Annotated in this window: 25 protein-coding genes; 11 read left to right on the forward strand and 14 right to left on the reverse strand. The window is 68.1% G+C overall.

The genetic code is table 11. The features are described from left to right. Nucleotides 1–8 precede the first annotated feature (8 nt). Nucleotides 9–566: a putative glycolipid-binding domain-containing protein gene (locus WS57_RS04925; RefSeq protein WP_059517464.1), complete on the forward strand. Its 558-nt coding sequence runs from the start codon at nucleotides 9–11 to the stop codon at nucleotides 564–566. Here the strand turns inward: WS57_RS04925 and WS57_RS04930 are convergent. From WS57_RS04930 to WS57_RS04945, 4 genes are read right to left on the reverse strand one after another with little or no spacing between them, the layout of a single operon-like run. Continuing rightward, nucleotides 527–1,438, reverse strand: coding sequence for an alpha/beta fold hydrolase (locus WS57_RS04930; protein ID WP_059517462.1), 912 nt, complete (start codon nucleotides 1,436–1,438; stop codon nucleotides 527–529). The genes WS57_RS04925 and WS57_RS04930 overlap by 40 nt on opposite strands. 4 nt (nucleotides 1,439–1,442) lie before the next feature. Further along, the gene (locus WS57_RS04935) at nucleotides 1,443–2,348 is read right to left on the reverse strand and encodes a metal-dependent hydrolase (protein WP_069243817.1); all 906 of its coding nucleotides are present in this window, start codon (nucleotides 2,346–2,348) and stop codon (nucleotides 1,443–1,445) included. Next, nucleotides 2,345–3,283, reverse strand: coding sequence for an SDR family NAD(P)-dependent oxidoreductase (locus tag WS57_RS04940; RefSeq protein ID WP_069243818.1), 939 nt, complete (start codon nucleotides 3,281–3,283; stop codon nucleotides 2,345–2,347). The genes WS57_RS04935 and WS57_RS04940 overlap by 4 nt, the downstream gene beginning before the upstream one ends. A gap of 21 nt (nucleotides 3,284–3,304) precedes the next feature. Further along, nucleotides 3,305–4,882 (reverse strand): flavin-containing monooxygenase, encoded by a 1,578-nt coding sequence (locus tag WS57_RS04945; protein WP_060334865.1) that lies wholly within the window; start codon nucleotides 4,880–4,882, stop codon nucleotides 3,305–3,307. A gap of 379 nt (nucleotides 4,883–5,261) precedes the next feature. On the opposite strand from WS57_RS04945, the gene WS57_RS04950 reads away from it, so the two are divergent. From WS57_RS04950 to arsH, 4 genes are all read left to right on the forward strand, one after another. Further along, entirely contained in the window at nucleotides 5,262–5,612 is a 351-nt protein-coding gene (locus WS57_RS04950; protein WP_059517456.1) for an ArsR/SmtB family transcription factor, read from the forward strand. Between the two features lie 13 nt (nucleotides 5,613–5,625). After that, nucleotides 5,626–6,120 carry an arsenate reductase ArsC gene (locus tag WS57_RS04955; protein WP_059517454.1) on the forward strand — a complete coding sequence of 165 codons (495 nt, stop codon included), beginning with the start codon at nucleotides 5,626–5,628 and terminating at the stop codon, nucleotides 6,118–6,120. A 66-nt stretch (nucleotides 6,121–6,186) separates the two neighbouring features. Beyond that, a complete protein-coding gene (arsB, locus tag WS57_RS04960; RefSeq protein ID WP_069244338.1) occupies nucleotides 6,187–7,257 on the forward strand; it encodes an ACR3 family arsenite efflux transporter in 1,071 nt (356 codons plus the stop codon). 20 nt (nucleotides 7,258–7,277) lie between these two features. Then, complete coding sequence (arsH, locus tag WS57_RS04965) at nucleotides 7,278–8,000, forward strand: arsenical resistance protein ArsH (protein WP_059480072.1); 723 nt, start codon at nucleotides 7,278–7,280, stop codon at nucleotides 7,998–8,000. Between the two features lie 81 nt (nucleotides 8,001–8,081). On the opposite strand, the gene WS57_RS04970 is transcribed toward arsH, so the two are convergent. Next, complete coding sequence (locus WS57_RS04970) at nucleotides 8,082–8,792, reverse strand: lysoplasmalogenase (RefSeq protein ID WP_069243819.1); 711 nt, start codon at nucleotides 8,790–8,792, stop codon at nucleotides 8,082–8,084. A 335-nt stretch (nucleotides 8,793–9,127) separates the two neighbouring features. Between WS57_RS04970 and speB the strand changes: the two genes are divergently transcribed. Further along, nucleotides 9,128–10,096, forward strand: coding sequence for an agmatinase (gene speB / locus WS57_RS04975; RefSeq protein WP_069243820.1), 969 nt, complete (start codon nucleotides 9,128–9,130; stop codon nucleotides 10,094–10,096). 89 nt (nucleotides 10,097–10,185) lie between these two features. On the opposite strand, the gene WS57_RS04980 is transcribed toward speB, so the two are convergent. From WS57_RS04980 to WS57_RS04995, 4 genes are all read right to left on the reverse strand, one after another. Next, entirely contained in the window at nucleotides 10,186–11,166 is a 981-nt protein-coding gene (locus tag WS57_RS04980; protein WP_059480075.1) for a sulfonate ABC transporter substrate-binding protein, read from the reverse strand. 123 nt (nucleotides 11,167–11,289) lie between these two features. After that, entirely contained in the window at nucleotides 11,290–12,135 is an 846-nt protein-coding gene (locus tag WS57_RS04985; protein WP_059604141.1) for a MerR family transcriptional regulator, read from the reverse strand. Nucleotides 12,136–12,144: 9 nt separating this feature from the next. Further along, on the reverse strand, nucleotides 12,145–12,711 hold the full coding sequence (locus WS57_RS04990; RefSeq protein ID WP_069243821.1) for a GNAT family N-acetyltransferase: 567 nt from the start codon (nucleotides 12,709–12,711) through the stop codon (nucleotides 12,145–12,147). A gap of 215 nt (nucleotides 12,712–12,926) precedes the next feature. Then, complete coding sequence (locus WS57_RS04995; protein WP_069243822.1) at nucleotides 12,927–14,444, reverse strand: MDR family MFS transporter; 1,518 nt, start codon at nucleotides 14,442–14,444, stop codon at nucleotides 12,927–12,929. A 229-nt stretch (nucleotides 14,445–14,673) separates the two neighbouring features. Here WS57_RS04995 and WS57_RS05000 point away from each other — a divergent pair, with 229 nt between their 5' ends. After that, complete coding sequence (locus WS57_RS05000; RefSeq protein ID WP_059517442.1) at nucleotides 14,674–16,245, forward strand: methyl-accepting chemotaxis protein; 1,572 nt, start codon at nucleotides 14,674–14,676, stop codon at nucleotides 16,243–16,245. Between the two features lie 41 nt (nucleotides 16,246–16,286). On the opposite strand, the gene WS57_RS05005 is transcribed toward WS57_RS05000, so the two are convergent. Together WS57_RS05005 and WS57_RS05010 are read right to left on the reverse strand one after the other, a co-directional pair. Continuing rightward, nucleotides 16,287–17,954, reverse strand: coding sequence for an ATP-binding domain-containing protein (locus tag WS57_RS05005; protein WP_059517440.1), 1,668 nt, complete (start codon nucleotides 17,952–17,954; stop codon nucleotides 16,287–16,289). A gap of 86 nt (nucleotides 17,955–18,040) precedes the next feature. Next, complete coding sequence (locus WS57_RS05010; RefSeq protein ID WP_009688022.1) at nucleotides 18,041–18,895, reverse strand: helix-turn-helix domain-containing protein; 855 nt, start codon at nucleotides 18,893–18,895, stop codon at nucleotides 18,041–18,043. A 238-nt stretch (nucleotides 18,896–19,133) separates the two neighbouring features. Here WS57_RS05010 and WS57_RS05015 point away from each other — a divergent pair, with 238 nt between their 5' ends. From WS57_RS05015 to WS57_RS05025, 3 genes are all read left to right on the forward strand, one after another. Beyond that, nucleotides 19,134–20,468 (forward strand): NAD(P)/FAD-dependent oxidoreductase, encoded by a 1,335-nt coding sequence (locus WS57_RS05015; protein WP_069243823.1) that lies wholly within the window; start codon nucleotides 19,134–19,136, stop codon nucleotides 20,466–20,468. 82 nt (nucleotides 20,469–20,550) lie between these two features. Continuing rightward, nucleotides 20,551–21,645, forward strand: a complete 1,095-nt coding sequence (locus WS57_RS05020; RefSeq protein WP_040131555.1) for a potassium channel family protein — start codon at nucleotides 20,551–20,553, stop codon at nucleotides 21,643–21,645. A gap of 203 nt (nucleotides 21,646–21,848) precedes the next feature. Beyond that, nucleotides 21,849–22,175, forward strand: a complete 327-nt coding sequence (locus WS57_RS05025) for a hypothetical protein (RefSeq protein WP_059517436.1) — start codon at nucleotides 21,849–21,851, stop codon at nucleotides 22,173–22,175. A gap of 109 nt (nucleotides 22,176–22,284) precedes the next feature. Here WS57_RS05025 and WS57_RS05030 read toward each other — a convergent pair whose 3' ends face one another. Continuing rightward, nucleotides 22,285–23,043: an SDR family oxidoreductase gene (locus WS57_RS05030; RefSeq protein ID WP_009688698.1), complete on the reverse strand. Its 759-nt coding sequence runs from the start codon at nucleotides 23,041–23,043 to the stop codon at nucleotides 22,285–22,287. Between the two features lie 97 nt (nucleotides 23,044–23,140). After that, entirely contained in the window at nucleotides 23,141–24,085 is a 945-nt protein-coding gene (locus WS57_RS05035) for a LysR family transcriptional regulator (protein WP_059517433.1), read from the reverse strand. 165 nt (nucleotides 24,086–24,250) lie between these two features. Here WS57_RS05035 and WS57_RS05040 point away from each other — a divergent pair, with 165 nt between their 5' ends. Then, a complete protein-coding gene (locus WS57_RS05040; protein WP_059517431.1) occupies nucleotides 24,251–25,465 on the forward strand; it encodes an FAD-dependent monooxygenase in 1,215 nt (404 codons plus the stop codon). Between the two features lie 171 nt (nucleotides 25,466–25,636). Here WS57_RS05040 and WS57_RS05045 read toward each other — a convergent pair whose 3' ends face one another. Further along, a complete protein-coding gene (locus WS57_RS05045; protein WP_059517429.1) occupies nucleotides 25,637–26,566 on the reverse strand; it encodes an alpha/beta hydrolase in 930 nt (309 codons plus the stop codon). Between the last annotated feature and the right edge of the window lie 10 nt (nucleotides 26,567–26,576).

A 26,576-nucleotide genomic window follows, 5' to 3' on the forward strand; every position in this document is an offset into this window, starting at 1 on the left:
GAGGCGGAATGACGAAAGCGGTGCGCTGGGCGTCGCTCGAGGGCGACGGCATCGAACATCTGACGTTCGAGCGGAGCGACGAAGGCATCGTCGTCGAAAGCGCGGTGGTCGGCCAGCGCTACGGCCGGGCCTACGGGCTCGCGTATCGGCTGGTCTGCGATGCGCGATGGCGCGTGACCTGCGCGGTGCTCAAGGTGATGGGCGGCGGCACGCTCGAACTGCACGGCGACGGCGCCGGCCACTGGTGCGACGGCGCGGGCCGCGCGCTGCCCGCACTGGACGGCTGCGTCGACATCGATATCGCGGCGACGCCGTTCACGAACGCGCTGCCGATCGGCCGCCTCGAACTCGCGCGCGGCGAGCGGCGGCCGATCGACGTCGTCTACCTGTCGGTGCCGGACCTGGCCGCGACGCGCGTCGAGCAGGCGTACACGTGCATCGAGCCGGGCCGGCGCTATCGCTACGAAGGCATCTTCCGCAACTTCACCGCCGAAATGGATATCGACGACGACGGCCTAGTGATCGACTACGAGACGCTGTTCAGGCGTCTGCCGACGCCCGGCTGAGCGATGGCCGCGTGCGACGGCGCCGCCTTGCGTTCCTGCACGGTCGCGAAACGGTCGATCCGCGACGCGATCAGGTCGGGATCGCGCAGCACGATCCAGTGGGCCCCGTCGATTTCCTCGCGGACATGCTCGCCGAGCCAGCGATCGAGATCGATCGTCATCTCGGGCGTCACGTAGCGGTCGCGCACCGGCACGAGAATCTGCACCGGCGCCTGCGCATGCCGCTCGCGCGGCTTTCTTGCACGCGCGATGAAATTCGCGCGGTACAGCTGCAACCCGTTCAGCGCATTCTTCAATTGCGACGGATCGCGCTCGACGCGCACGCGTTCGGTCAGCTGCAGCCAGCGCGGCCAGAGCGCGGCACCGCCGAGCCGCCAGACCAGCGACGGCACGATCGGCAGATGAAAGAACGCGATGTACCACGATTTGAGGCTTTGCTTGAGCCGCATCCTCGCGCGGAACACGTGATCGAGGCACGGGCCCGAGATCGACGTATACGACCTGATCCGTCCGCGAAACGCGGGATCGGTGACGGCCTCCCAGCACTGGATCGACCCCCAGTCGTGGCCGACGAGGTGAAACGGACGGTCGCCGCAGGTCGCGTCGGCAACCGCCTTCAGGTCGTCCGCGAGCCGCGCGAGCGCGTAGTCGGCCCGGCGCCGCGGCGCATCGGACGCGCCCGCGCCGCGCACGTCGTACGCGATCACGCGGTAGCGCTGCGCGAGCCGCGCGCGGATCGGCGCCCACACGGCCGCCGAATCGGGGTAGCCGTGCACGAGGATCAGCGGCGGCGCGCGACGCGGGCCGCTGACGTAGACGGCGAGCTTCACGTCGCCCGATCGAACGGTCAGCATCTCGCTGGCGCGCGCCATCGCATCAGGCCTGCGCGACCGGATGCAGCGGCACGCGGCGCGGGGCCGCCTGCGCCGCATAGCGCGCATTGGTCGCGTCGATGTTCGCGAGCAGCGTGTCGAGCCCTTGCAGGTACTGATGGTTGTCGTGGTCCCACGGATGGAAGCCCGGGCGGAAATAGTCGAGCCATTCGCGCGCGATGCTCGGGAACACGCCGTGCTTCGGCCCGTACAGATACTTGACGAGACGCCACATTCCGCCGAACTTCCCGTGACGGCGACGGTGTGCGAGCATCAGGCGCACATGGAAGTCGAACACGATGGTCCAGAACGTCAGCGTCGTCAACAGCATCGTGCCGGTGCGCAGCAGGTAGCTGCCGAGGCCGGGCTTCATCACCGCGTTCCATACGTCGTACGACACGGCCTTGTGCTCGGTCTCTTCCATCGCGTGCCACATCCACATCTGCGTGTAGCCCTCGACCGAGCCGTCGATGCGGTGCTCGTGGCCCGACAGCAGCTGGTTCGCGAGAATCGCGGTGTAGTGTTCGAGCGCGATCGTGATCGCCAGCTGCATCGAATGCGGCAGCAGCTTGCGGAACCAGCCGAGGATCGTCCACAGGCGCTTGTCGAGCTTGTGCGCGGGCAGCCCCGACGATTGCAGCAGGTCGTTGTACTCGATGTGCTCGCGCGTATGCATCGCTTCCTGGCCGATGAAGCCGAGCACCTGCTTCTTCAGTTCAGGGTCTTCGATCCGGTCGCGGTAGTTGCGCACCGAATCCATGAAGAAGCGCTCGCCGGCCGGGAACAGCAGCGACAGCGCGTTCATGAAGTGCGTGACGGGCACGCCCTGTACGTGCCAGTCCTTCGCGCGTTCGGGCGGCAGGGCGAAGCGGATGTCGCGCCTGACCGGCATCATGTGCGGGGTGATCATGACTGGTTTCCTCCCTGATTGCCTGCATTGTTGTAGGTTGCGTGAAGCGGCGTGCTCGCCGGCGTGCCGTAGCGGGCCGCGCGGCGGCGCGCCTTGCGGGCCTCCTGGCGCGACTTGAGCACGACGAGCGTCTGGTAGGCGGACGGCAGGATCCGCGCCATCCAGTCGGCGGCCTTCGCGTCGCGGCCGATCAGCACGCGGCGCTTGTTGCGGCGCACGCCGGACAGGATCGTGCGCGCGGCGTCGTCGGCGGTCGTGATGAAGAACTTCTCGAAATCGTCCTTGCCTTGCTGCTCGCTCTCGATCATGAAGCCGACCATGTTTTTCGCGATGCGGCTCGACTGCGCGATGTTGGTGCGGATGCCGCCCGGATGCACGCAGGTCGCCGACACGCCGCACTTCATCATGTCGAGCTCCTGGCGCAGCGATTCGGTGAAGCCGCGCACCGCGAACTTGGTCGCGTTGTAGCCGCTCATGCCGGGCTGCGCGAAGATCCCGAAGATGCTCGACGTATTGATCACGTGGCCTTCGCCCGCCGCCTTCAGGTGCGGCAGGAACGCCTTCGTGCCGTGCACGATGCCCCAGAAGTTGATGTTCACGATCCATTCGAGATCGCTGTATTCCATCCCTTCGATCGTGCTCGACAGCGCGACGCCCGCGTTGTTGAAGATCAGGTTGACCTTGCCGTGCGCCTTCGCGGTGTCGTCGGCCCACGCGAACATCGCTTCGCGGTCGCCGACGTCGAGCACGCGCGTCGTCACGCGCACGTTCGGCGCGATCGCGCGGACGATCCGCTCGGTTTCGGCGAGGCCGACGCCGTTCTTGTCGGCGAGCGACAGATGGCAGCCGGCCTGCGCGAGCTGCACCGCGAGCGAGCGGCCCATGCCCGAGCCGGCGCCCGTGATCGCGGCGACCTTGTTGGCGAAATCTCTCATGTCGATGGCTCCTTGTCGGTGTCAGGCCGCTTCGGCGGATGCGGAAGCGGCAGGCGCGGCCAGCGGCTGCGCGGCGGGGTCGTGCCGCGGTGCGCGGTACGCGTGATAGTCGGCGATCGAGAAGTGCGCGGTGGCCTGGCGGAAGCGCCACGTGAAGCCCGGCCACAGCGTCGTGTTCTTGCCGGTGCGCGGATCGAGGTACCAGCTCTTGCAGCCGCCCGTCGACCAGATCGCCTTCTTCAGCTTGCCCTGCAGCGCGCTGTTGTACTGTGCCTCGACGGTCGGGCGCACCTCGATCGCATCGGCGCGTTCGCGGTGCATCGCCTGCAGCGCGCCGAGGATGTATTCGATCTGCGATTCGATCATGAACACCATCGAGTTGTGGCCGAGGCCCGTGTTCGGGCCGACGATCATGAAGAAATTCGGGTAGCCCGGCAGCGTCGTGCCGAGATAGGCATGCGCGCCGTCGCGCCACGCATCGACGATGTCGAGGCCGTTGCGGCCGACGATCGCGCCGCGCGGAAACGGATCGGCGACCTGGAAGCCGGTGCCGTAGATCAGGCAGTCGACTTCATGGCGCTGGCCGTCGGTCGTCACCACCGCGTCGGCCTCGATGTGATCGATGCCGGTCGTGATCACGTCGACGTTCGGCCGCGACAGCGCCGGGTAATAGTCGTTCGAGATCAGCACGCGCTTGCAGCCGAGCGTGTAGTCCGGCGTCACCGCGCGGCGCAGCTCTGGATCGGCGATCTGCTTGCGGATGTGGCGCAGCGCGAGCTTCTGCACGTTCTTCATCAGCCCGGGATGGATCGCGAAGCCGAGCACGCGCGATTCGAGCATCCAGTAGATGCCGCTGCGCATCACCTTCTGCGTGATCGGCAGCGTGCGGAACAGCCACTGCTCGAAACGGGTCAGCCTGCGGTCGGGCTTCGGCATGATCCACGGCGGCGTGCGCTGGAACAGCGCGAGCGTCTTCACGCGCGGCGCGATCTGCGGGACGAACTGGATCGCGCTCGCGCCGGTGCCGATCACCGCCACGCGCTTGCCTTCGAGCGGGTAGTCGTGATCCCACTGCTGCGAGTGGAACGCGCGACCCCTGAAGTCCTCGACGCCGGGAATCGCCGGCAGCGCCGCGCGCGACAGGCCGCCCATGCCCGATACGAGCACGCGCGCGGACAGCCGCTTGCCGTTCGTGAAGGTCAGGTTCCAGCGCTGCGCGCGCTCGTCGTATTCGGCGCGCTGCAGTTCGTGGTTCAGGCGCAGGTGCGAGCCGATTCCGAAGCGCTGCACGCAGTCTTCCAGATAGGCGCGGATCTCCGGCTGCGGCGCGAACATGCGCGTCCAGCGCGGATTCGGCGCGAACGAGAACGAGTAGACGTGCGATTGCACGTCGCATGCACACCCGGGGTAATGGTTGTCGCGCCACGTGCCGCCGACCGAGGCCGCCTTTTCGAGGACGACGAAGTCGGTCACGCCGGTCTGTCGCAGGCGAATGGCCATCCCGAGACCGGCGAAGCCGGTGCCGATGACGGCGATGTCGACGGTTTCGTCCAGGCCGTCGTGGCCGGGCGGGCCGAAAGGCAGGGTGCGAGCATTCATCCGGGTGTCTCCGATCTGGCTCATTTTTGAATGTTACATTGATTGATGTAACGATAGGGGCTGCGCCGCCAAACCGCAAGAGGCTAGAAGCGGGACTCTAAGGGCCGGAAAGCACGCCGGGAAAGGCTGAGCGCGGTTTGGAACGCTGCGGTTTTTGCAATGCGGAATACACGCAGAGGGCCGGTGGAAGGGGCGGGAAGATGACGGGCGCAGGTCGCCGACGGAAGGAAGCCTGTTTGATTTCGCCGCAGCAAGGCGCAAGTTTCCGCAGCGGCTAGGGTTTTCATGGAGCCTTCCCGGCGACCGTCTGGGCCGCATCAGGCCGTCGACGCCCTTGACGCCGGTTTCTTTTGTTTGATATTTCGACTAATATCGAAACATGGAAACGAATCAGACCATCGCCGTCCTTTCCGCGCTCGCGCATGAATCCCGGCTCGCCATCTTCCGCGCGCTCGTCCAGGCGGGGCCGTCGGGCTTGCCGGCCGGGCAGATTGCCGCGCTGCTCGACGTGCCGCCGTCGTCGCTGTCCTTTCATCTGAAGGAACTGACCCACGCGCAGCTCGTTACCAGCCGTCAGGAAGGGCGCTTCGTCATCTACTGCGCGAACTACGCCACGATGAACGGGCTGCTTGCCTATCTGACCGAGAACTGCTGCGGCGGCAATCCGTGCTCGCCGGTGTCCGCGTGTTCGCCTTCGGGCAACGCGGCCTCCTGCAACGATCAGTCTTGAAGCGCACTCCACCATGACGACCCGCGTCCTGATTCTCTGTACTCACAATTCCGCGCGCAGCGTGCTGGCGGAAGGCATGCTCAACCACTGGGCCGCGAAGCTCGGCAAGGACGTGCGCGCGTACAGCGCGGGCAGCGCGCCGAGCGGCCGGCTCAATCCGTTCGCGCTGGAGGCGCTGACCCGAGCGGGCGTCGATGTCGGCGGATACCGCAGCAAGAGCTGGGACGAATTCGTCGGCGATCGCGCGCCCGAGATGCGCATCGTCATCACGGTCTGCGACAGTGCGGCCGCGGAAACCTGCCCGTACTGGCCCGGCAGTCCCGTCAACGTGCATTGGGGCTATGCCGATCCGTCGAGCGCGCCGGGAGGCGACGACGGCAAGCGGCTCGCGTTCGAGCTGACGCGCCAGGCGATTGCGTATCGGATGCTGCAGTTGCTCGCGCTGCCGCTCGAACGTCTGGACAACGCCGCACTCCAGGCTGCACTGACCGACATCTCGCGAAACTGATCGCCGCGCATCGTGGCGCCGCTGCGTCGCGGTGCCGCGCGCATTTTCAGGACCGACACCTGCCCGATGAACACGTCCCGCGTCGCTGCGCCCGCAAAGGCGGCCGCCCAGCCTTCCATCCGCTTCTTCGAACGCTATCTGACCGTCTGGGTCGCGCTGTGCATCGTCGCCGGCATCGCGCTCGGCCAGGCGCTGCCGGGCCTGTTCCAGCGGATCGGCCGGATCGAATACGCACAGGTCAATCTTCCGGTCGGGCTGCTGATCTGGGTGATGATCGTCCCGATGCTCGTGAAGGTCGACTTCGGCGCGTTGCACGAGGTGCGTCGGCACGTGAAAGGGATCGGCGTCACGCTCGTCGTGAACTGGCTCGTCAAGCCGTTTTCGATGGCGTTCCTGGGCTGGCTGTTCGTGCGTCATCTGTTCGCGCCGATGCTGCCGGCGGACCAGCTCGACAGCTATGTCGCCGGCCTGATCCTGCTGGCCGCCGCGCCGTGCACGGCGATGGTGTTCGTCTGGAGCCGGCTCACCGGCGGCGATCCGCTGTTTACGCTGTCGCAGGTCGCGCTGAACGACAGCATCATGGTGATCGCGTTTGCGCCGCTGGTGGGCCTGCTGCTCGGGATGTCCGCGATCACGGTGCCGTGGACGACGCTGCTGACGTCGGTCGTGCTCTACATCGTCATCCCGGTGATCCTCGCGCAGATCTGGCGCAAGGCGTTGCTCGCGAAGGGGCAGGCCGCATTCGATGCGGCCATGGCGAGGCTCGGCCCGTGGTCGATCGCCGCGCTGCTGGCCACGCTCGTGCTGCTGTTCGCGTTCCAGGGCGAGGCGATCCTGAAGCAGCCGCTGGTGATCGCGCTGCTCGCGGCGCCGATCCTGATCCAGGTGTTCTTCAACGCGGCGCTTGCCTACTGGCTCAATCGCGCAGTCGGCGAGCAGCACGAGATTGCGTGCCCGTCGGCGCTGATCGGCGCCTCCAACTTCTTCGAGCTGGCCGTCGCGGCCGCGATCGGCCTGTTCGGCTTTCATTCCGGCGCGGCGCTGGCCACCGTCGTGGGCGTGCTGATCGAGGTGCCGGCGATGCTGCTGGTGGTACGCATCGTCAACCGGTCGAAAAGCTGGTACGAGCGCGCTTGAGCAAGACAGGAACCTTTCCCATGCCGAATACCTTGAACGATCTGCCGCAACTCGACGTCGAGCTGTTTCGCGTGCCGGACGCCGGGCAGCTGCGGCCGGCCTCGCCGTCCACCCATCCGCCGCGGATCCTGCTGCTGTACGGCTCGCTGCGCGAGCGTTCGTTCAGCCGGCTGCTGGTCGAGGAAGCCGCGCGCCTGCTGGTGGCGATGGGCGCCGAGGTGCGCGTATTCAACCCGAGCGGCCTGCCGCTGCCCGACGACGCGCCGGACAGCCATCCGAAGGTCGTCGAGCTGCGCGAACAGGTGATGTGGTCGGAAGGCATGGTGTGGTGCTCGCCGGAGCGGCACGGCGCGATGACCGGGATCATGAAGTCGCAGATCGACTGGATCCCGCTGTCGGCCGGCGCCGTGCGGCCGACGCAGGGCAAGACGCTCGCGGTGATGCAGGTCAGCGGCGGCTCGCAGTCGTTCAACGCGGTGAACCAGATGCGCGTGCTGGGACGCTGGATGCGCATGCTGACGATCCCGAACCAGTCGTCGGTGGCCAAGGCGTTCATGGAGTTCGACGAGGCCGGCCGGATGAGGCCGTCGGCCTATTACGACCGTGTCGTGGACGTGATGGAGGAACTGGTGAAATTCACGTTGCTGACGCGCGACATCGGCCCATACCTCGTCGACCGATACAGCGAACGCAAGGAGAGCGCGGAAGCGCTGTCGCGGCGGGTGAATCAGGCCGATATCTGAGCCGGCCCGACGCGATCGCGCGCGGTGCGGCGATGTATTGGAGGCCGCGCGGCAAACCGGCTTGGCCCGGCATGCAACGCTTCACCGTGACGGCAGCCCCGTTCGGGCGACAGGAAAACGGCGGTCGGCGTCGCGCGCGATCGTCTCGCGAAACACCCCGGCGACGATCGTGACCTGCGCGAGCGCGTAGAGGCCCCAGATCAGGTAGTCGATGCCCGGAAAGCCGCCGAAGAAGCGCCCGACGCCGATCAGCGTGTCGGAGCCGACGAAGATCAGGCTGCCGAGCGCAACCAGCGGGCCGTGCGTGCGGGCCGCGAGCGCGAAGCTCGCCATCGCGCACAGCACCAGCATGTAGACCGCGACCGGCGCGGCCAGCTCGCCGAGATGCGGGAAGAACGCCGCATAGAAGCCGGGCGCCGCGATCCACAGTGCGATCAGTGCGGCCACGCGCCAGCCGTGCGGACGGGCGCGCCAGCGCAGGAAGATCGCGCAATAGCACAGGTGCGTGAGCAGGAACGCGCCCAGGCCGCCGACGAACGACAGCGGCCAGTCGGGCAGCGCGAGCAGCACGTCGCCGAGCACGGCCGTCGCGAGCGCGGCGCACAGCCATCCGCGTTCGCGCGGCGCCGCGCAGGCGCTGCCGGCGACGAGCAGCAGCACGCCCATCGCCGCTTTCGCGGCGGCCTGGCCGGGATAGGGTGCCGCGGCGAGCGACAGTCCGTACAGCAGCGCGGCGGCCACGGCGAGCGGCCAGAGCCGGCGGTAGGGGGCGGGAAGCGGGGTGGCGATCAAGGCGGTGTCTCCGGTTTGTCGTGGTCGGCGGCGTGCCTGCGCGGGCGCGGCCGACGGTCATTATCCGGAAGAAGCGCGGCGCGGAAACCGGCAAACCCTTCTAGTGCGCGAGCGCTGCCGGCCGGCGCGTTGCCCCGGTCGAGCCGGGGCAACGACGGCAATTCGGCTTGCTATCATCGCCGCGGTATCCGTTGTTTCGTCCGGCCGCGCGACAGGATTCGTGCGGCCGGCGCGGCGGCCGCGTTACACGACGCGGCGCCGCGCGCCCAATGAAACGGCGCCGTGCCCGACCGCGCAGGCGGGCGAGTCCGGCGCCCACGACAACAGGTTCGACCATGACCGAACTTCTGCATGGCGACGGCGCGATCCGTCGCACGACGCCGTACGGCTCCTCGATCGAGAACACCTATGCGGGCGTGCTGTCGTTCATGCGCCGCAATTATTCGCGCGCGCTCGACGGCGTCGATGTCGCGATTTCCGGCGTGCCGCTCGATCTCGCGACGACCTACCGGTCGGGCGCGCGGCTCGGCCCGGCCGCGATCCGCGCGGCGAGCGTGCAACTGGCCGAGCTGAATCCGTATCCGTGGGGCTTCGACCCGTTCGACGATCTCGCGGCAATCGATTACGGCGACTGCTGGTTCGATGCGCACCAGCCGCTGTCGATCAAGCCGGCGATCGTCGAGCATGCGCGCACGATCCTGCGCTCGGGCGCGAAGATGCTGACCTTCGGCGGCGACCACTACATCACGTATCCGCTGCTGGTCGCGCATGCGGAGCGTTACGGCAAGCCGCTGTCGCTGATTCATTTCGACGCGCATTGCGATACGTGGGCCGACGACGAGCCGGACAGCCTCAATCACGGCACGATGTTCTACAAGGCGGTGAAGGAGGGGCTGATCGATCCCGCGACGTCGGTGCAGGTCGGGATCCGCACGTGGAACGACGATTTCCTGGGGATCGAGCGGCTCGATGCCGCGTGGGTGCACGAGCAGGGTCCGCGTGCGGCGGTCGAGCGGATCGTCGGGATCGTGGGCGCACGGCCCGCTTATCTGACGTTCGATATCGATTGTCTCGATCCGGCGTTCGCGCCGGGCACGGGCACGCCGGTCGCGGGCGGGCTGTCGTCGGCGCAGGCGCTGGCGATCGTGCGGGCCTTGGGTGCGGTGAACCTGATCGGGGCCGATGTCGTCGAGGTGGCGCCCGCTTACGATCATGCAGACATTACGGCGATCGCTGCCGCGCATATCGCCTGCGATTTGCTGTGTCTGTGGCGGCAGAGGAAGGTGGCGGGGGTGTCGAAGTAGGTGCAGGCCGCCGGTGCGGCGCGACAAAAAGGCCGACGAGCGCGCCGCCCGTCGGCCTTTCCTCGATGACATGCCCGTAGCGCCCGCCCTTACTTCGCCGCAAGCGCTCCCGCCACGCTCTTGTCGATCCACGCATTGTCCGCAACCGTCAGCTTCTGCGGAATCAGCTTCGCGGCATAGAACGCGTCGGCCACCCCTTGCTGGACCGCGACGATCCGCTCGTCGAGCGGCACCGCGCCGAACGGCACGCGCTTGATCCACGTCTCGACGAGCGGCTGCGGCAGGCCGACCTTCGGCGCCAGCAGCGCGGCCGTCTCGCGCGGATGCCCGTTCACCCATTGACCGGTCTCGCGCGCCTGCTTCAGGATCGCGCCGACCACCTCGGGATGCTGCTGCGCGAAATCGCGCGTCGCCTCGTAGAAATTGTTCGTCGCCGCCAGTCCCGAATAGTCCGACAGCGTGCGCACCTTCAGCGCGCTCTGTGCGGCGGCGTAGTACGGATCCCACACGGCCCACGCGTCGACGTTGCCGCTCTCGAACGCCGCGCGCGCATCGGCCGGCGGCAGATAGACCGGACGGATCTCGTCGTAGCGCACGCCGGCCTTCTTCAACGCTTCGAGCAGCAGGTAGTTCGCGCTGGAACCCTTCTGCAGCGCGACCTTCTTGCCGCGCAGGTCGGCGAGCGAGCGGATCGGCGAATCGGCCTTTACGAACACCGCTTCGTTATGCGGCGCCGGCGGTTCCGCGCCGACATAGACGAAGCGCACGCCGGCCGCCTGCGCGAACACCGGCGGCGGCGCGCCCGTATAGCCGAAGTCGATGCTGTTCGCGTTCAGCGCTTCGAGCAGCTGCGGGCCGGCCGGGAATTCGAACCACTGCACGTGGTAGCCGAGCGCGCCGAGCCGCGCGTCGAGCGAACCCTGCGCCTTGATGATCGACAGCAGGCCGGCCTTCTGGTAGCCGATGCGCACGACCTTGTCGGCGCCGCCTTGCGCGAAGGCCGACACGGCGGACAGCGCGACGAGCGTCGTCGCGGCGGTGCGGGTGATCCAGCGGGTGAAACGAATCATCGAACGAACTCCATGCGTAGCGTCTTCGGGGAGCGGCTTGCGCCGCTCGGTTGGAAGAATCGTCGCATGGGCGTGGATACCCGCAAACGAAGCAATGCCGATAAGAATATGACGGCGCCGCGCTTATGCTTTGTCGTCGCGCGGCGTGTCGGATGCGTCCGGCGCGCCGGCCTGCCGCGCCGCTTCGTCGCTGAGTTTCCTGTCGAGAATCGTCGCCACGCGGCCGCCGAGGTAGGCGCTCGCAGCGGTCTCGAGCGCGCGGTTGGTCTCGCCTTCGACGAACACGGCCGCGAGCGGGCGCAGTCGCCAGATCGCGTCGACCAGCGCGGGCACGTCGGTCGCCGGCGGCAGCGTGCCGGCGTCGTAGCGGTCGAGCCGCTTGACGACCAGGTCGACGAGCAGCCGCGCGATCGCGTCGAAATGCGGGCGCGCGAGACTGATCACGTCGAGCAGCTCGCGCGGCGGAATGCCTTCCTTGGTCATCGCGGCGGCCGCTTCGAGCAGCGCGGGACTCTTCGCGACGAACGACAGGCCGCGCCGCTCGAGCAGGCCCAGCTCGGTCACGCGCGCGAGCTGCGCAGGCGTTTGCGGGCCGAACATCTGCGCGAGCGCGGCGAGCGAATAGGTTTTCGGCAACTCGTGCGACCAGCGGCCGCCGATCGCGTTTTCCAGGCCGAGGATCGAGCGCAGGTCGTGGCCCTCGTCGATCGCCTTGATCAGGTCCTGGATGTTCGACAGCGTGTAGCCGCGCGCGAGCAGATGGTTGATCAGCTTCAGGCGCGCGACGTGCGTGTCGTCGTAGATGCCCACGCGCCCGCGCTTCTCGGGCGGCGCGAGCAGGCCGCGATCCTGGTACGCGCGCACGTTGCGCACGGTCGTGTCGGACACGCGCGCCAGTTCGTCGACCGTGTACTCGTTGCGGGTGTCCGCAGCGGCCTCGTCGGAAGTGGGTTGAGTCTGTTTTGGCATGCGGCCATTCTAGCGCGACGCGGCCGGGGCGGGCGACGCAGGCTGCGTGCGCGCGCCGTCGCCGAGCGTCCGCTGCAGCAACGCGGTGTCGATCCAGCGGCCGTGCTTGAAACCGACCGCCTTCAACGTGCCGGCCGGCTCGAAGCCGAACGCGCGATGCAGCGACGTCGAGCCGCCGGTGCCGCCGTCGGCGATCACCGCGATCATCTGCCGCCACGGGCCGGCCTCGCAACGCGCGATCAGCGCCGCCAGCAGCGCGCTGCCGATCCCGCGGCCGCGCTGTGCGTCGTCGATGTAGATCGAGTCTTCGATCGTGTGGCGGTATGCGCTGCGCGGGCGATACGGCGTCGCATACGCGTAGCCGGCGACGCGGCCGTCGCATTCCGCGACGAGATACGGCAGGCCGTGACGCAGCACCGCGTCGCGGCGGGCGCGCAGTTCGGCGACATCGGGCGGTGCTTCCTCGAACGACGCGACGCCGTGCAGCACGTGGTGCGCGTAGATGGCCTGGACGGCGGGCAGGTCGGCGTCGGTCGCGTCGCGCACGACGCAGGGGGAAGGAGAGGCGGCTGGCATGGCTGCGGGTCGGGGCGAGTCGGATCGGGTGGCGAAGCCTCCACTATGCGGCCGGTTGGCGGGCTCGGTAAAGTCGCGCGTGATCGTGAGCGACCGGCCGGTATCGGGCAGGAGGCCGCGAGCCGGGGCGAGACGACGGGCACTCGGCCGGCGGCCCGAAGCGTGGCTGGCGGCCGGCGAAGCGGCGAGCCGCCGCGTACCGGCCGCGCGGATCCTCAGCCGTTGTGCTTGCGCAGCGGCGCATCCTCGACGAACCACGCGAGCACGAACGCGATCGCGATCACCGTCGCCGCCGCGAGATACACGACATGCAGCGAGCCCGCGAACGCATGCAGATAAGCGTCGCGCACCGTGTCCGGCAACTGGTGCACCGCCGACGGGCCGAGCGCGGGCGGCAGCTCCGTGCCGGCCGGCAGCGCCGCCGTCATCCGCGCCTGCAAGCCGTGCGAGAACAGCGCGCCGAACGCCGCGACGCCGAGCGAGCCGCCGATCGAGCGGAACAGCGTCGCGCCGGAGGTCGCGACGCCCATGTGCCGGAACTCGACCGTGTTCTGCACGGCAAGCGTCAGCACGGGCATCACCATGCCGAGCCCGATCCCGAGCAGCGCCATGTACGCGTACATCGTGTGCAGCGGCGTATCGAGCGACAGCGTCGACAGCAGCGTCATCGCGATCCCGCCGATCAGCGTGCCGCCGATCGGAAACGCGCGGTACGAGCCGAGCCGCGAGATCAGCCGGCCGCTGACCACCGAGGTCGCGAGCATCCCGCCCATCATCGGCAGCAGCTGCATGCCGGCCTGCGACGGCGTCGAGCCCTTCACGACCTGCAGATAAAGCGGGATGAACGTGACCGAGCCGAACAGCGCGATGCCGACCACGAAGCCGATCAGGCTGACCAGCACGAAGGTGCGGTGGCGGAACAGTTCGAGCGGCATGATCGGCTCGGCCGCGAGCCGTTCTTCATAGACGAAGCCGCCGATCGCCACGATGCCGAGCGCGAGCGTCATCCACAGCTGCGGCGACGACCACGGCAGCAGCGAGCCGCCTTCGCTCGTAAACAGGATCACGCAGGTCAGGGCCGTCGCGAGGAACGCCGCGCCCATGTAGTCGATGCGGTGCTTCACGTGCGCGGTGTGCGGCCGGAACGCGATGCCGATCACCGCCAGCGCGACAAAGCCGAGCGGCAGGTTGATCGTGAAGATCCAGCGCCACGACAGGTGTTCGACCAGAAAGCCGCCGAGCAGCGGGCCGACGATCGTCGCGAGGCCGTACACGCCGCCGAACATCCCCTGATAGCGTGCGCGCCGGTCGGGCGGCACCAGGTCGCCGATCGCGGCCATCGTGACGACCATCAGGCCGCCGCCGCCGAGGCCCTGCAGCGCGCGCAGCACGATCAGCTGCGTCATGTCCTGCGCGACTCCACATAACGCGGAGCCGGCGAGGAACAGCACGATCGCGACCTGCAGCACGATCTTGCGACCGTACAGGTCGCCGAGCTTGCCGTACAGCGGCAGCACCACCGTCGACGACAGCAGGTATGCGGTGACGACCCACGACAGCTGGTCGAGCCCGCCCAGTTCGCCGACGATCGTCGGCAGCGCGGTCGACACGATCGTCTGGTCGAGCGCGGACAGCAGCATCACGAGCAGCAGCGCGGCGACGATCAGGCCGGTCGGCGCGTCGCGGCGGGCGGTTTCGGTGGCCGGTGCGGAGAGGAGGGTATCGGTTCTCATCGAGATATCTGCCATGGCAGGGAATGGACCGAAATATAGAGGCTAATTGTTGACTGGTCAATTTCTGTCTAGCCTCGAATTGTTGCAGCCGTAACAGGAGATTGCCGGCGCCCCGAATTGACCCAGGTCAGCCGGATCGCGGGTCGGACTCAAGTTTTTTGCAGGCAAACCGTAATCCAGAGTGCCGCGGCCCGATTGTCGCGGCGTCTTTCATCGCTCACGTGCCGTCATGAACCTGAACGCCCTGTTTTCCCGTTTCTCGATCCGCACGCGGATCTTTTCCACGCTCGGCCTGGTCGCGGCGCTGCTCGTCGTGTCGGGGCTGATCGGCCTCGCCGGCATGCAAAGCTCGAATCGCGCGCTCGACGAGGCCTATACGCGGCAGCTGGCCGCCAAGACCGCGCTGGCCGCGGCGAGCCTGAACCTGACCATCGTGCGCACGACGCTCGACCGCGCGCTGCTGCATCCGGATGCGCCGGAAGTGCCCGATCTTGTCGCGAAAGCCGAAAACTATCTCGCGAAGGCCAACACCGCATGGGCGACCTACGCGGCGATGCCGCACGACGGCGACGAGGGGCCGCTCGCGAGCCGGCTCGACGCCGCGCGCCAGACGCTGATCGGCCAGGCGCTGAAGCCGCTGATCGACGCGATCCGCGCGGGGCGGCACGACGACGCGGACCGCCTGCTGATGACGGTCGCGCCGCCGCTGTCGGTTTCGCTCACGCAGGCGACCGACGCGCTCGACGCGTTCCAGGCGGCGCGCGGCCAGGCCGCCTACGACACCGCGCAGACTTACTACGGCTGGCTGCGCGCGGGCGCGGTCGCCGGCATCGCGCTTGGCCTCGCGGCCTGCCTCGGCTGCGCGATCGGCCTGCATTTCGCGATCACGCAGCCGGTCAACCGGCTGCTCACGCATTTCCGCCGCCTGTCCGAGGGCGACCTGACGTCGGAGGTGCGCTGGACGTCGCGCGACGAGATGGCTGAACTGGTCAAGGGCGTGACGGGCATGCAGCGCAGTCTCGCGGACACGGTGCGGCAGGTCGCGCAAGGTTCCGACGCGATCTCGACGGCGACGCACCAGATCGCCGCGGGCAACACCGACCTGTCGCAGCGCACCGAGGAGCAGGCCGCCGCGTTGCAGGAAACGGCCGCGAGCATGGAGCAGCTGACGGCGACCGTGAAGCAGAACGCCGACCACGCGCTCGAGGCGCAGGCCTGCGCGGACAGCGCGAGCGAGATCGCGACGCGCGGCGCGACGGTCGTCGGCGAGGTGATCGGCACGATGACGGAGATCGACCAGAGTTCGCAGAAGGTCGCCGACATCATCGGCACGATCGAGGGAATTGCCTTCCAGACCAACATCCTCGCGCTGAACGCGGCCGTGGAAGCCGCGCGCGCGGGCGAGCAGGGCCGCGGCTTCGCGGTGGTCGCGGGCGAGGTGCGCACGCTCGCGCAGCGCTCGGCGTCGGCGGCGAAGGAAATCCGCACGCTGATCGGCGAGTCGGTCGAGCGCGTCGCGAACGGCTCGCGGCTCGTCGGCGTGGCGGGGACGACGATGCAGGACATCCAGCAGGCGATCGCGCGCGTGACGAGCATCATGACCGAGATCGCCGCCGCGTCGAACGAGCAGCGCGACGGCATCGAGCAGGTGAACCGCGCGGTGTCGCAGATGGATCAGGTGTCGCAGCAGAACGCGGCGCTCGTCGAGCAGGCCGCGGCGGCTGCCGCGTCGCTCGAGGAGCAGGCCGACGGGCTGCGCCGCGCGGTGGGGGCGTTCCGCGTCGCGTCAGTCGTGGCGTGAGGTGATGAGCGGTGCGCGGCCGCCTGCGCGGGCCGACCGTATCAGCCGGCCGCGAGCTGCGCGGCCGCGCGCGACGACGCGACCAGCAGCAGCTTCATCGTCGCGCGCGTCGTACCGACGAACAGCTTGCGCGCGGCGCGCGCATCGAGCGTGTCGAAGTCGATCTCGGTGAGGATCACGCACGGCGCCGACTGCCCCTTGAAGCGATAGATCGAATCGAGCAGCACGTCGCCTTCGCGATATTCGGGATTGCCGAACAGGTCGTACTTGCCGGTGAAGCGCTTGATCCGGTGCGGGCCGAGTTGATCGAGCGACGCGAGCACCGAGCTTTCGCGGCCGCGATACGACAGTACCGCGATGTCCTGCTTGCGAAAGCCGAGCGCCAGCGCATGCGTGATCGCGCGCTTGGTGGCGTCGATGCATGCCTGCGCGAGCGCGTCGGCCGACGCTCCGGCTTCGCCGTAAGCCGACACCGACGGATCGGACCCGTCGAACGGGCTGCCCGAGCGCAGCTCGGCCGCGAGCGGTTCGACGCGGCCGACGATGTCGCGCACGAATTCGAGCAGGTCGCGCGGGCTGCGGTAATTCGTGAGCGCCTTCAGCGTGACCCAGCCCGGCAGCGGGACCGGTTCGCGCATGTAGAGGTTTTGCAGCGGATCTTCGAGCCACCACCATGCGCCGTCCGGCGCGAGCAGGCGCTCGAGCGCGGCCGCCCACGGCGCGTGGAAATCCTGTCCTTCGTCGACGATCAGCACGTCGACGCGCCAGCGCTCGGAAACCGGCGTCTGCGCGAAGCGCGCCTCCAGCCGCTCGAACGCGCCCGGTGTCTGGAAGTCCGGCACGTAGCCGCTGTCGCGCGCGACCCAGTCGCACAGCTGGTGGTAGTTCGCGATCTTCGCGCCGGGCGGCGCGATGCGCGCGATGTAGTCGGCGAGCGGCCGGTTGAAGCAGACGTACAGCACGCGCTTGCCGGCCGCGACCGCATCGCGCATCGCCTGCACCGCGAGCTGCGTCTTGCCCGAACCGGCGGTGCCCGTCACGCGCAGCCGGAACGGCGCGAATTCGAGCTGGCGCGCCCAGGCGGCGAGCCCGCCCGACAGCCGCGTGACGAGCGTGCCGGCCTGGCCGACGAGCGCACTCGTATCGGGCGTGAGCGCGAGTTCGTCTGCCAGGAAATGATGGAGCTTCGCCGCGTTCGGCAGGCTTTCGTCGTCTTCGGGCAGGATCTGCAGGATCACCTGCGCGAGCTGCGCCTTGCGCGACGCGTCGACGATGCGGTCGGCCGCGACGCCCGCGATCGCGGCCTGGCGAATCGCGTAGTCGGGGCAGTACAGCAGCGCCTCGACGCCGTAGACGCCCGCGCCGAGCGCGGCCGTCAGCCGGCGGCGCAGCGTTTCCTGCGTGCGGGCGAGCTGGATCGCGACGTTGCGCTCGGTCTGCAGGTAGACCTTCACGAGCCCCTTCGGCGTTTCGCGCAGGAAACCGGCCTTCTGTTCGATCAGCAGCACGCGGCCGGCCGGGCTCACGACCACGAACGCCGCTTCGCCGAATACCGAGAACGCCTGCTCGGCGCGCGTCCAGTGCACGCCGTGATAGACGGTGTAGCCGTCCGGCAGTGCGTGTTCGAGTGCGGCGAGCGTTTCGCGCTCGCGTTCGGCCGCGCCGGTCGCGGCGAGGCTTTTCCAGTCGTCGGGGATGAGGCGGGCCATGGCGTCGGGCGGCAGATGCCGGCGTGGGCGTGAACGGGTCCGGCTATTGTACTGAGGAACCTGTTCGCGGCCGCGACGCGCGGGCCTCAGCCGCGCGCGAGCCGTTTCGCGAGATCGGCGCTGAGGATCGCCATGCGGGCGGGTTTTTCGTAGCAGACGACGTCGAAGGTGCGGATCACTTCGCTGATGTCCGCTTCGCTTGCACGGCCGGTGAGCAGGTCGCCCGTCAGCACGAAGATCGGCGCGCCCGGATTGTCGGACGTGCGCACGGCCTTGATCGCGGTCGCGGCCGTGCAGTCGTCGAACAGCCATTCGGTGACGACGGCGTCGAATGCCTGGCCCTGCAGCGCGTCGACGAACGCGGTGATGCCGTCGAACGACGCCGTCGCGAAACCCTGCCGTTCCAGATAGCGGCACAGCTCGGTCGCGCTGACGCGATCGGGATCGATCACGGCGACGACGAGCTTGTCGCTTTCCGCGCGGCGCGGGTAGATTTCGATCTTGTGCACGTCGTACGCGTTCTGGTACAGCACGCCCGTGTGGCGCAGCACGCGCCAGCGGCCGTTCTGTTCGTACGCGACGAATTCGGGACGCGCGCCGGCCTCGAGCGGCGCGCCGATCCATGCGGTGCACGGAATTTCGGCGACGCCCGCGTACAGCACCGCGTCCTGCGAATACGCACCGACCATGCCGGGGTCGAGCGTCTGCGCGCCGAACAGCTGGGCGGCGGGCTCGCCGTAGGCTTCGGCGACTTTCTTGATCTGCGCGAGCGTCCAGGGGCTGCTGCCGCGCAGTTTGCGGTGACCTTGCGAAAAGCTCAGGTCGAGGATGCGGCAGAGCTCGGTGGTCTGCTGGCGTTTGCCGATGCCGTGGCGAGTCATCAGCTCGCGCACGCGCTCGGCAACCGCGAGGGAATCCGTGGTGATTGCTTCAGTGGTCATGCTACGGGAACGGATCGGGTCGATTCGGATGACGTTCAGAACGACGCCTTGCGGCGGGTCTCGGCGGACAGTCTTGACGATGTCCAGTGGCGAGCCGACCGGCCACGCGCGGAAAAGATAACTTTACCGCAAAATGGCGTCCGCTCCTTGTCGCGATCAGTGCGTTTCTGTGAAAGGTGTATCGCGACGTTACCGCGGAAGCCCGCAGGGCAAGTGCATTCACACCCAAAGAGAAATAATGACGACAACCTATCCTCTGCACGACGCGTTGACGCGCGCCGATACGCCGTTCCCGGACGAAGCCGACGTCGTGATCGCCGGGGCCGGCATCATGGGCTGCGCAGCCGCGTACTACCTGGGTTTGCGCGGCCTGAAGGCGGTCGTGTTCGACAAGTCGCGAATTGCCGGACAGCAGTCGACGCGCGCGTGGGGCTTCGTCCGGCAGCAGGGCCGCGAATCCGCCGAAGTGCCATTGATGATGGCCGGCATGCGAATCTGGGAGCGATTAGAGGAAACGCTCGGTTTCGACCTCGAGTGGCGGCAGGGCGGCTGTCTCTATATTGCGGACAACGAAACGGACTGGACGTCGTTCCAGGCCTGGCTTGCCGTCGCGCGCGAGCACGGGCTCGACACGCGCACGCTGACGCGCGCGCAGATCGACGAGCGCGTGCGCGGGCTGTCGACGCAGGCGCGCACGCTCGGCGGCTTGTACACCGCGACCGACGGGCAGGCCGAACCGCGGCGCGTGGCGGCCGCATTCGCCGCGCGTGCGGCCGAGGCCGGCGCGCGGTTTTTCGAAGGCTGCGGCGTGACGGCGATCGAGACGGCCGGTGGCGCGGTGGTCGGCGTCGCGACCGAGCGCGGCGCGATCCGCACGCGGCGCGTGATCTGCGCGGCCGGCGCGACCAGCTTCCGGCTGCTCGACGGCATCGGCATCCGCCTGCCGCAGCAGGCGGTGCGCGGCACCTGCATGCGCACCAACGTGGTGCCGCCGCTGTCGGCGGCGACGATCTGGGGGCATGGCCTCGGCATCCGGCAGCGCGAGAACGGCGCGATCAATCTCGCCGACGACATGCAGGTCGACGTCGACCTGACGCTCGGCCACCTGCGCGGATTGAGCGTGTTCTGGCCGGAGTTCTGGTCGCAGCGCGAGAAGTTCCGTCTGCACCTGAACGCCGCCGCATGGCGCGACGTGCTGGCGCGCATCGGCGGCGGCCTCGGCCCGATCGAGCCGCGCGATCCGCAGCCGCAGCCGAATCGCGCGCATGCGCCGCGCGCGCTCGCGAAGCTGAAGCGGATGTTTCCCGCGCTGAAGGAGGTGCAGGTCGTCGAGGCGTGGGCCGGTCTGATCGACGTGCTGCCCGACGGCATTCCGGTGATCGACGCGCCGGGCACGCCGTCGGGGCTCGCGATCGCGACCGGGTTCTGCGGTCACGGCTTCGCGATGGGGCCGATCGTCGGGCGGCTGCTGGCCGAATGGATCGACACGGGCGCGCCGTCGCTCGATCTGTCGGCATTCCGCGCGCAGCGTTTCGTCGACGGGACGATGATGCGGCCGCGCAGCATGCTGTAGCAGACGAACCGGCGTCATGGCGCCGGCCGGACCGTGCCGTACCGTCGTAGAATCGAGCCCGCATCCTTCAGGAGAATCCCCGTTGGCAACGCCTTCCGCCCAGCGTCGTTCGTTGCGTTCCCGCCTGCGTCGCGCGCGCAATCCGTGGCAGGCGCCGCGCGCACGCACGCTGTTCACGCGCCCCGCGACGTCGCCGCGGCGCACGCTGCTGTTCCGGCTCGGCATGGTCGTGCTGCTCTGCGCGCTCGCGTTCCTCGTGCTGTATCTCGATCGCAGCGGCCTGCGCGATTCGACGAAGGACACGCCGATGACCATCGCCGATCTCGTCTATTTCACGATGGTCACGGTCGCGACGGTCGGCTATGGCGACATCGTGCCGGTCACCGCGCGGGCGCGGCTGATCGATGCATTCTTCATCGTGCCGATCCGCATCGGCATCTGGTTCATCTTCCTGGGCACGGCGTATCAGTTCGTGATCCAGCGCGTCGTCGAGGAATTCCGCATGAAACGTCTGCAAAAGCAGTTGTCCGATCACATCGTCGTGTGCGGTTACGGGCTGTCGGGCTCGATCGCCGTGCGCGAGCTGCTCGAAAGCGGCGTCGATCCGGCGACGATCATCGTGATCGATGCGCAGCAGCAGGCGCTCGAAGCCGCGACCTCGCTCGGCGTGACGGGGCTGCTCGGCGATCCCGCGCACGAGGACCTGCTGCAGCAGGCGCAGGTGCGCGCGGCGAAGGCCGTGATCATCTCGGTGACCGACGATCCGACCGCGATCCTGTTGACGCTGTCGGTGCGCAGCATCGCACCGGACACGAAGATCGTCGTGCGGATCCAGGAGAACCTGTATCAGCGGCAGCTGCGGCAGGCGGGAGCGGACGTGATCGTGTCGTCGACGAAGATCGGCGCGCTGCTGCTCGCGGATGCGGTGCACAGCCGCTACATCGTGCCGTTCGTCAACGACATGCTGTCGACGCGCGGGCGCGCGACGCTGCTGGAGCGCGAGGCGCTGCCGCACGAGATCGGCTGCATGACGAACGTCGTGCCGGGCGCGATCGTCGTCGGGCTGGACCGATGCGGGAAGATCCAGTCGTTCTACGAGGATCCGCCTTGCCGGATCGAGGCGGGGGATACGCTGGTGGTGATTCAGTCGGCGCGGATTCAGGATGCGGATGCCTGAGCGGTTTTTTAAAAAGCCGGCTGACTTCCCCAAACCGTATCGTCGAAAAGGCAGGCTTCACGACCATTTCGAAATCGTTTGACGCGTTCGGTCGGACAATTTCGTATCACTCTCAAGTTTTCTCTCCCTATGCCGATACTCCGGGGCTGGGCAGCCGAATGACGGCTGCTCGAAATAACCCGTTCAATTCGACAAGGAAAAAAATGAGTATCGCAAGCGACGACGCCGTTCGGGGGGATGGTGGACTGATGTCACTCGGCAAGGCTTTCGGGTTTTACGTCGGGGCCGTGGTTGCGTTGATTGCCGGTGCGGTGATCGCTGCCTTAAGCAAGGCATCGATCGTCTACTTTGTCGTTTATTTTGCCTGCGGTATTTTCCTGAACCGTACGGTGCTGCGAAATCTGATCACGTTTCATCCGGTCTATAACACGTTGCACAACGTATTCTCGACCAAAGTCCGCGCGCTCCTATTCTGGCCGATTTCCTATCTTGTGCTGATTGGCAAGATTGCGGTAGTCCGCGCGATCTGAGCAGGCGCTGCCGGACGCGGCGCGGCCGCGCATCCGATCCCGCGATGTCGACGCTCGACAACGCGTCCGGGTGGTGAATCACGGGCGCGGTCGTGCCGCGCCCGCAAACCTACCCCCGTCCCACAAAAGGCATCGCAGTCGCCATGATCGTCATGTTCAGGATGTTCGCGTCGAGCGGCAGGCTGGCCATCTGCACGACCGCGTTCGCGACATGCGCGACGTCCATGCGCGGTTCCGGCGCCATGCTGCCATCCGCCTGCGGCACGCCTTGCGTCATGCGTTCCGTGAGCGGCGTCGCCGCGTTGCCGATGTCGATCTGACCGCAGGCGATGTTGTAAGCGCGGCCGTCCAGCGCCAGCGACCGGGTGATTCCGGTCACCGCGTGCTTGGTGGCCGTGTACGCGATCGTCTCGGGGCGCGGCGAGTACGCCGAGATCGAACCGTTGTTGATGATCCGGCCGCCTTGCGGCGTCTGCGCCTTCATGATGCGCCAGGCCGCTCGCGCGCAGAGGAACACGCCGGTCAGGTTGGTCGCGACCACGGCGTTCCAGACGTCGAGCTCGTATGCGTCGAGGGAAACGGGCGGCGCATTGCGTCCGGCATTGTTGAAGAGCACGTCGAGCCGGCCGAACTGCTGCGCGATCTGCGCAAACGCGTGGTCGACCGATGCTTCGTCGGTGACGTCGGCGGGAAACACGTGCGCGTCGCCGCCCGCGGCGCGAATCGCTTCCTGCGTTTCTCGCAACGACGCTTCCGTACGCCCGATCAGCGCGACGGTGAATCCCGCGCCGGCGAGCGCGACGGCCGCTGCGCGGCCGATGCCGGATCCGGCGCCCGTGACGGCTGCGAATTGCTTCGAGACAGACATGGCTTGATTTCCTGCGGGTTGAAGGGGCACAGCGCAGACGCGCGAGCGATGTCGTCGCGGGGTTTCGTCGCCCGTGCACGCGACATCGTACACGCGCCTATTTCTTTCGCGCCGGTGCGGATTTCCGCTGCCGCGCGCCGGTGTCCGCAAACAGCTCGACCACGACGTCCCGCAGCCAGCGGTTGCCCTCGTCCTGGTTGACCCGCGCATGCCACAGCATATGGATTGGCGCGCCGGGCAGCATCACCGGCAGCGCGCGCCAGCCTAGCGAAAACGGCGCCGCCAACTGCAGCGCGAGATGCTCCGGCACCGTCGCGATCAGGTCGGTGCGTTGCAGGATATAGCCGACGCTCATGAAATGCGGCACCGTCAGCCGCACGTTGCGCGTCACGCGACGCCGCTTCAGCCATTCGTCCACCTGTCCGTGGCCGGTTCCGGCCGACACCACGACCAGATGCCCGGCGTCGCGCCACGCGTCGAGCGTGAGCGGCGCGGCCTCGAGCGGATGGCCGCGCCGAAACAGGCACACATACCGTTGATCGAACAGCCGGCGCTGATAGAAGCCGCCCTGCAGTTGCGGCAGCAGCCCGATCGCGAGGTCGACGCGGCCCTCGGCCATTTCGTCGCTGAGGTTCACGCTGGTGTTGCGCACCGTGTTCAGCACGATGCCGGGCGCCGCCTGCGCGAGGCGTTCCAGCAACGCGGGCAGGAACACGACTTCGCCGATATCGGTCATGCCGATCGTGATCGTGCGCGCGGCGTGCTGCGGGTCGAATCCGGTCTCGGGATTGAGCGCGGCGTGCAGCGTCGCGAGCGCGTGCGAAACGGGTTCGGCCAGACGCAGCGCGAACGGCGTCGGCACGACGCCGCCCGGCCCGCGCACGAACAGCGGATCGCCGAGCCGCCGGCGCAGCTTCGCGAGCGCGTTGCTGACGCCCGGCTGGCTCATGTTCATCTGCTCGGCGACGGTCGACACGCGCCGTTCCTGCATCAGCCGCTGGAACAGCAACAGCAGGTTGAGGTCGAGATCGCTCAGTTCCATGGGTTGACGTGGCTCCAGATTATTTCATTCAGTGATGAAGCGGATTCATTCCATTTTATTGTGGGATGAGAACCCGCTCCCGACAATACCGATACGGCGCCTGCATTCGGCACGACCGCCGCGCCCCCGCGGACCCCTAACCTGAATATCGGAGACACCTTCATCATGCAGACGAATCTGACGATCGCGATCGTCGGCGCCGGCATCGGCGGCCTGACGCTGGCGCTCGCGCTGCGCGAGCACGGCATCGACGCGCAGCTCTACGAACAGACCAGCGAGTTGCGCGAGGTCGGCGCGGCCGTCGCGCTGTCGGCCAACGCGACGCGCTTCTACGAACGCATGGGATTGCGTCCGCAGTTCGACGCGGTGTGCGCGGAGATTCCGGCCCTCGTCTATCGCGACGGACGCAGCGGCGCGGTAATCGGCCATCATCGCGGCGAGCCGAGCTATCGCAGGCAATTCGGCGGCGCGTACTGGGGCGTCCATCGCGCCGATCTGCAAGCCGTACTGTCGAAGGCGGTCGGTCTCGACTGCATCCATCTCGGCCATCGTCTCGTCGATCTCGCGCAGCATCCGGACCGCGTCACGCTGAGCTTCGACAACGGCCGGCGCGTCGAGGCGGATCTCGTGATCGGCGCGGACGGCGCGCGCTCGATCACGCGGCGCTGGATGCTCGGCTACGACGACGTGCTGTATTCGGGCTGCTCGGGTTTTCGCGGCGTGGTGCCGGCCGGGCGCATGGACCTGCTGCCGGACCCCGAGACCATCCAGTTCTGGGTCGGGCCGCACGGGCATCTGCTGCACTATCCGATCGGCGACAACGGCGACCAGAACTTCCTGCTGGTCGAGCGGCATCCGTCGCCGTGGCCGTCGCGCGACTGGGTGATGCCGGCAGAGGAGGGCGAGCAGTTGCGCCTGTTCCGGGACTGGCACCCGGCGGTGGTGCAGATGATTACCGCCGTGCCCATCAGCCAGCGCTGGGGCCTGTTCCATCGGCCGCCGCTCGGTCGCTGGAGCCGCGGGCGCGTGACGCTGATCGGCGATGCCGCGCATGCGCTGGTGCCGCACCACGGGCAGGGCGCGAACCAGTCGATCGAGGACGCGGTCGTGCTGGCGGCGCAACTGGCGAAGGCGGGGCCCGGCAACTGGCGCGAAGCGCAGGAAGCGTACGAGCGCCTGCGCCGCGGTCGTACGCGCAAGGTGCAGTACGCATCGATCTCCGCCGCCGACGTGCTGCATCTGCCCGACGGGCCCGCCGCGCAGGCGCGCAATGCGCGTCTCGCCGAGCGCGATCGCGTGCTGCATCACCTCGACTGGATTCACGATTTCGACGCGCTCGAACAGGAGCCGAGCGAGCGGCAGGGCGGGACGTGGCTGTGAGCCGGGCAGACGCGAAATCCGCACCGTGACCGCGCGGTGTGCTGCGGCGGCTGGCCGCCAGTTGCACGCGTCGCGCGCCGACGGCCGATCGGCATTATCCGGATCGGCCACCCGGCGTACGGCCGCGCGACGTCCGGCACGATGAAAAACGGGCGGCCAGGGCCGCCCGTCTCACTTCACGCACTCCAGCGCATACTTCAAGCCCTGCCCGAGCAGCCCGCGCCACACCTCCCACGTATGCCCGCCGTCGACGATGCGCAGCTCGGCCGCATTCTGCGCGCGCCGCAAATGCGTATACAGCACGCTCGACTCGGCCTGTATCGTCAGGTCGTCGTCGCCCGCCGCGATGAACATCGGCACGCGCCACGTGCGCGCGAAATAGCCGCGCAGCAGCGCCGGATAGTTCAGTTCGTGCCACACGCGCGAATCGAACTGCCGGTCGCCGAACACGCCGACATAGCGCGCGGCCGAATTGAGCGGCGGCTCGTTCGCGTAGATCGCGGGACTCAACAGCATCGCGCCGCAGAACAGCCCCGGCTCGAGCAGCGAAAAGCGCAGCGCGCCGAAGCCGCCCATCGACACGCCGCCGATCGCGCGGCCCGCGCGCTGGTTCGACACCGCGAAGTGCGCTTCGACTTCGGGCAGCAGGTCGTTGAGGAACGCGCTCTGCATCTTCTCCTTGCGGTCGACGTACCAGTCGGTGCCGCCCTGCGGCATCACGATCACGACGGGCGGGATCTCGTGACGCTCGATCAGCGTGTCGGCCGTGGCCTGCAGCCGGCCCTGCGTGATCCAGTCGTTCGCGTTGCCGGCATTGCCGTGCAGCAGGTACATCACCGGGTAGCGCGCGCCTTCGGGGTTGTAGCCCGGCGGCAGGTAGACCGTGTACGACCAGTCGCGCTGCAGCGCCGCCGAACGGAACGTGCGCATCACGATGCTGCTGCCCGGATTGACGGCCGGTGCGGCCAACGCGGCGGGCGCGGGCTGTGCGGCCGTGGCGGCCGATCCCGGCGACAGGGCCGGGGCGGCCGGCGTGGCTTGCGCGGCGGCGACGGCGCCGGCGGTCAGGGCAAGGGCGAGCGGAAGGGCGAGTCGGCGCATGTCGAATCGT

The sequence above is a fragment of the Burkholderia pseudomultivorans genome, from assembly GCF_001718415.1.
In the GTDB taxonomy this organism is placed as follows: domain Bacteria; phylum Pseudomonadota; class Gammaproteobacteria; order Burkholderiales; family Burkholderiaceae; genus Burkholderia; species Burkholderia pseudomultivorans_A.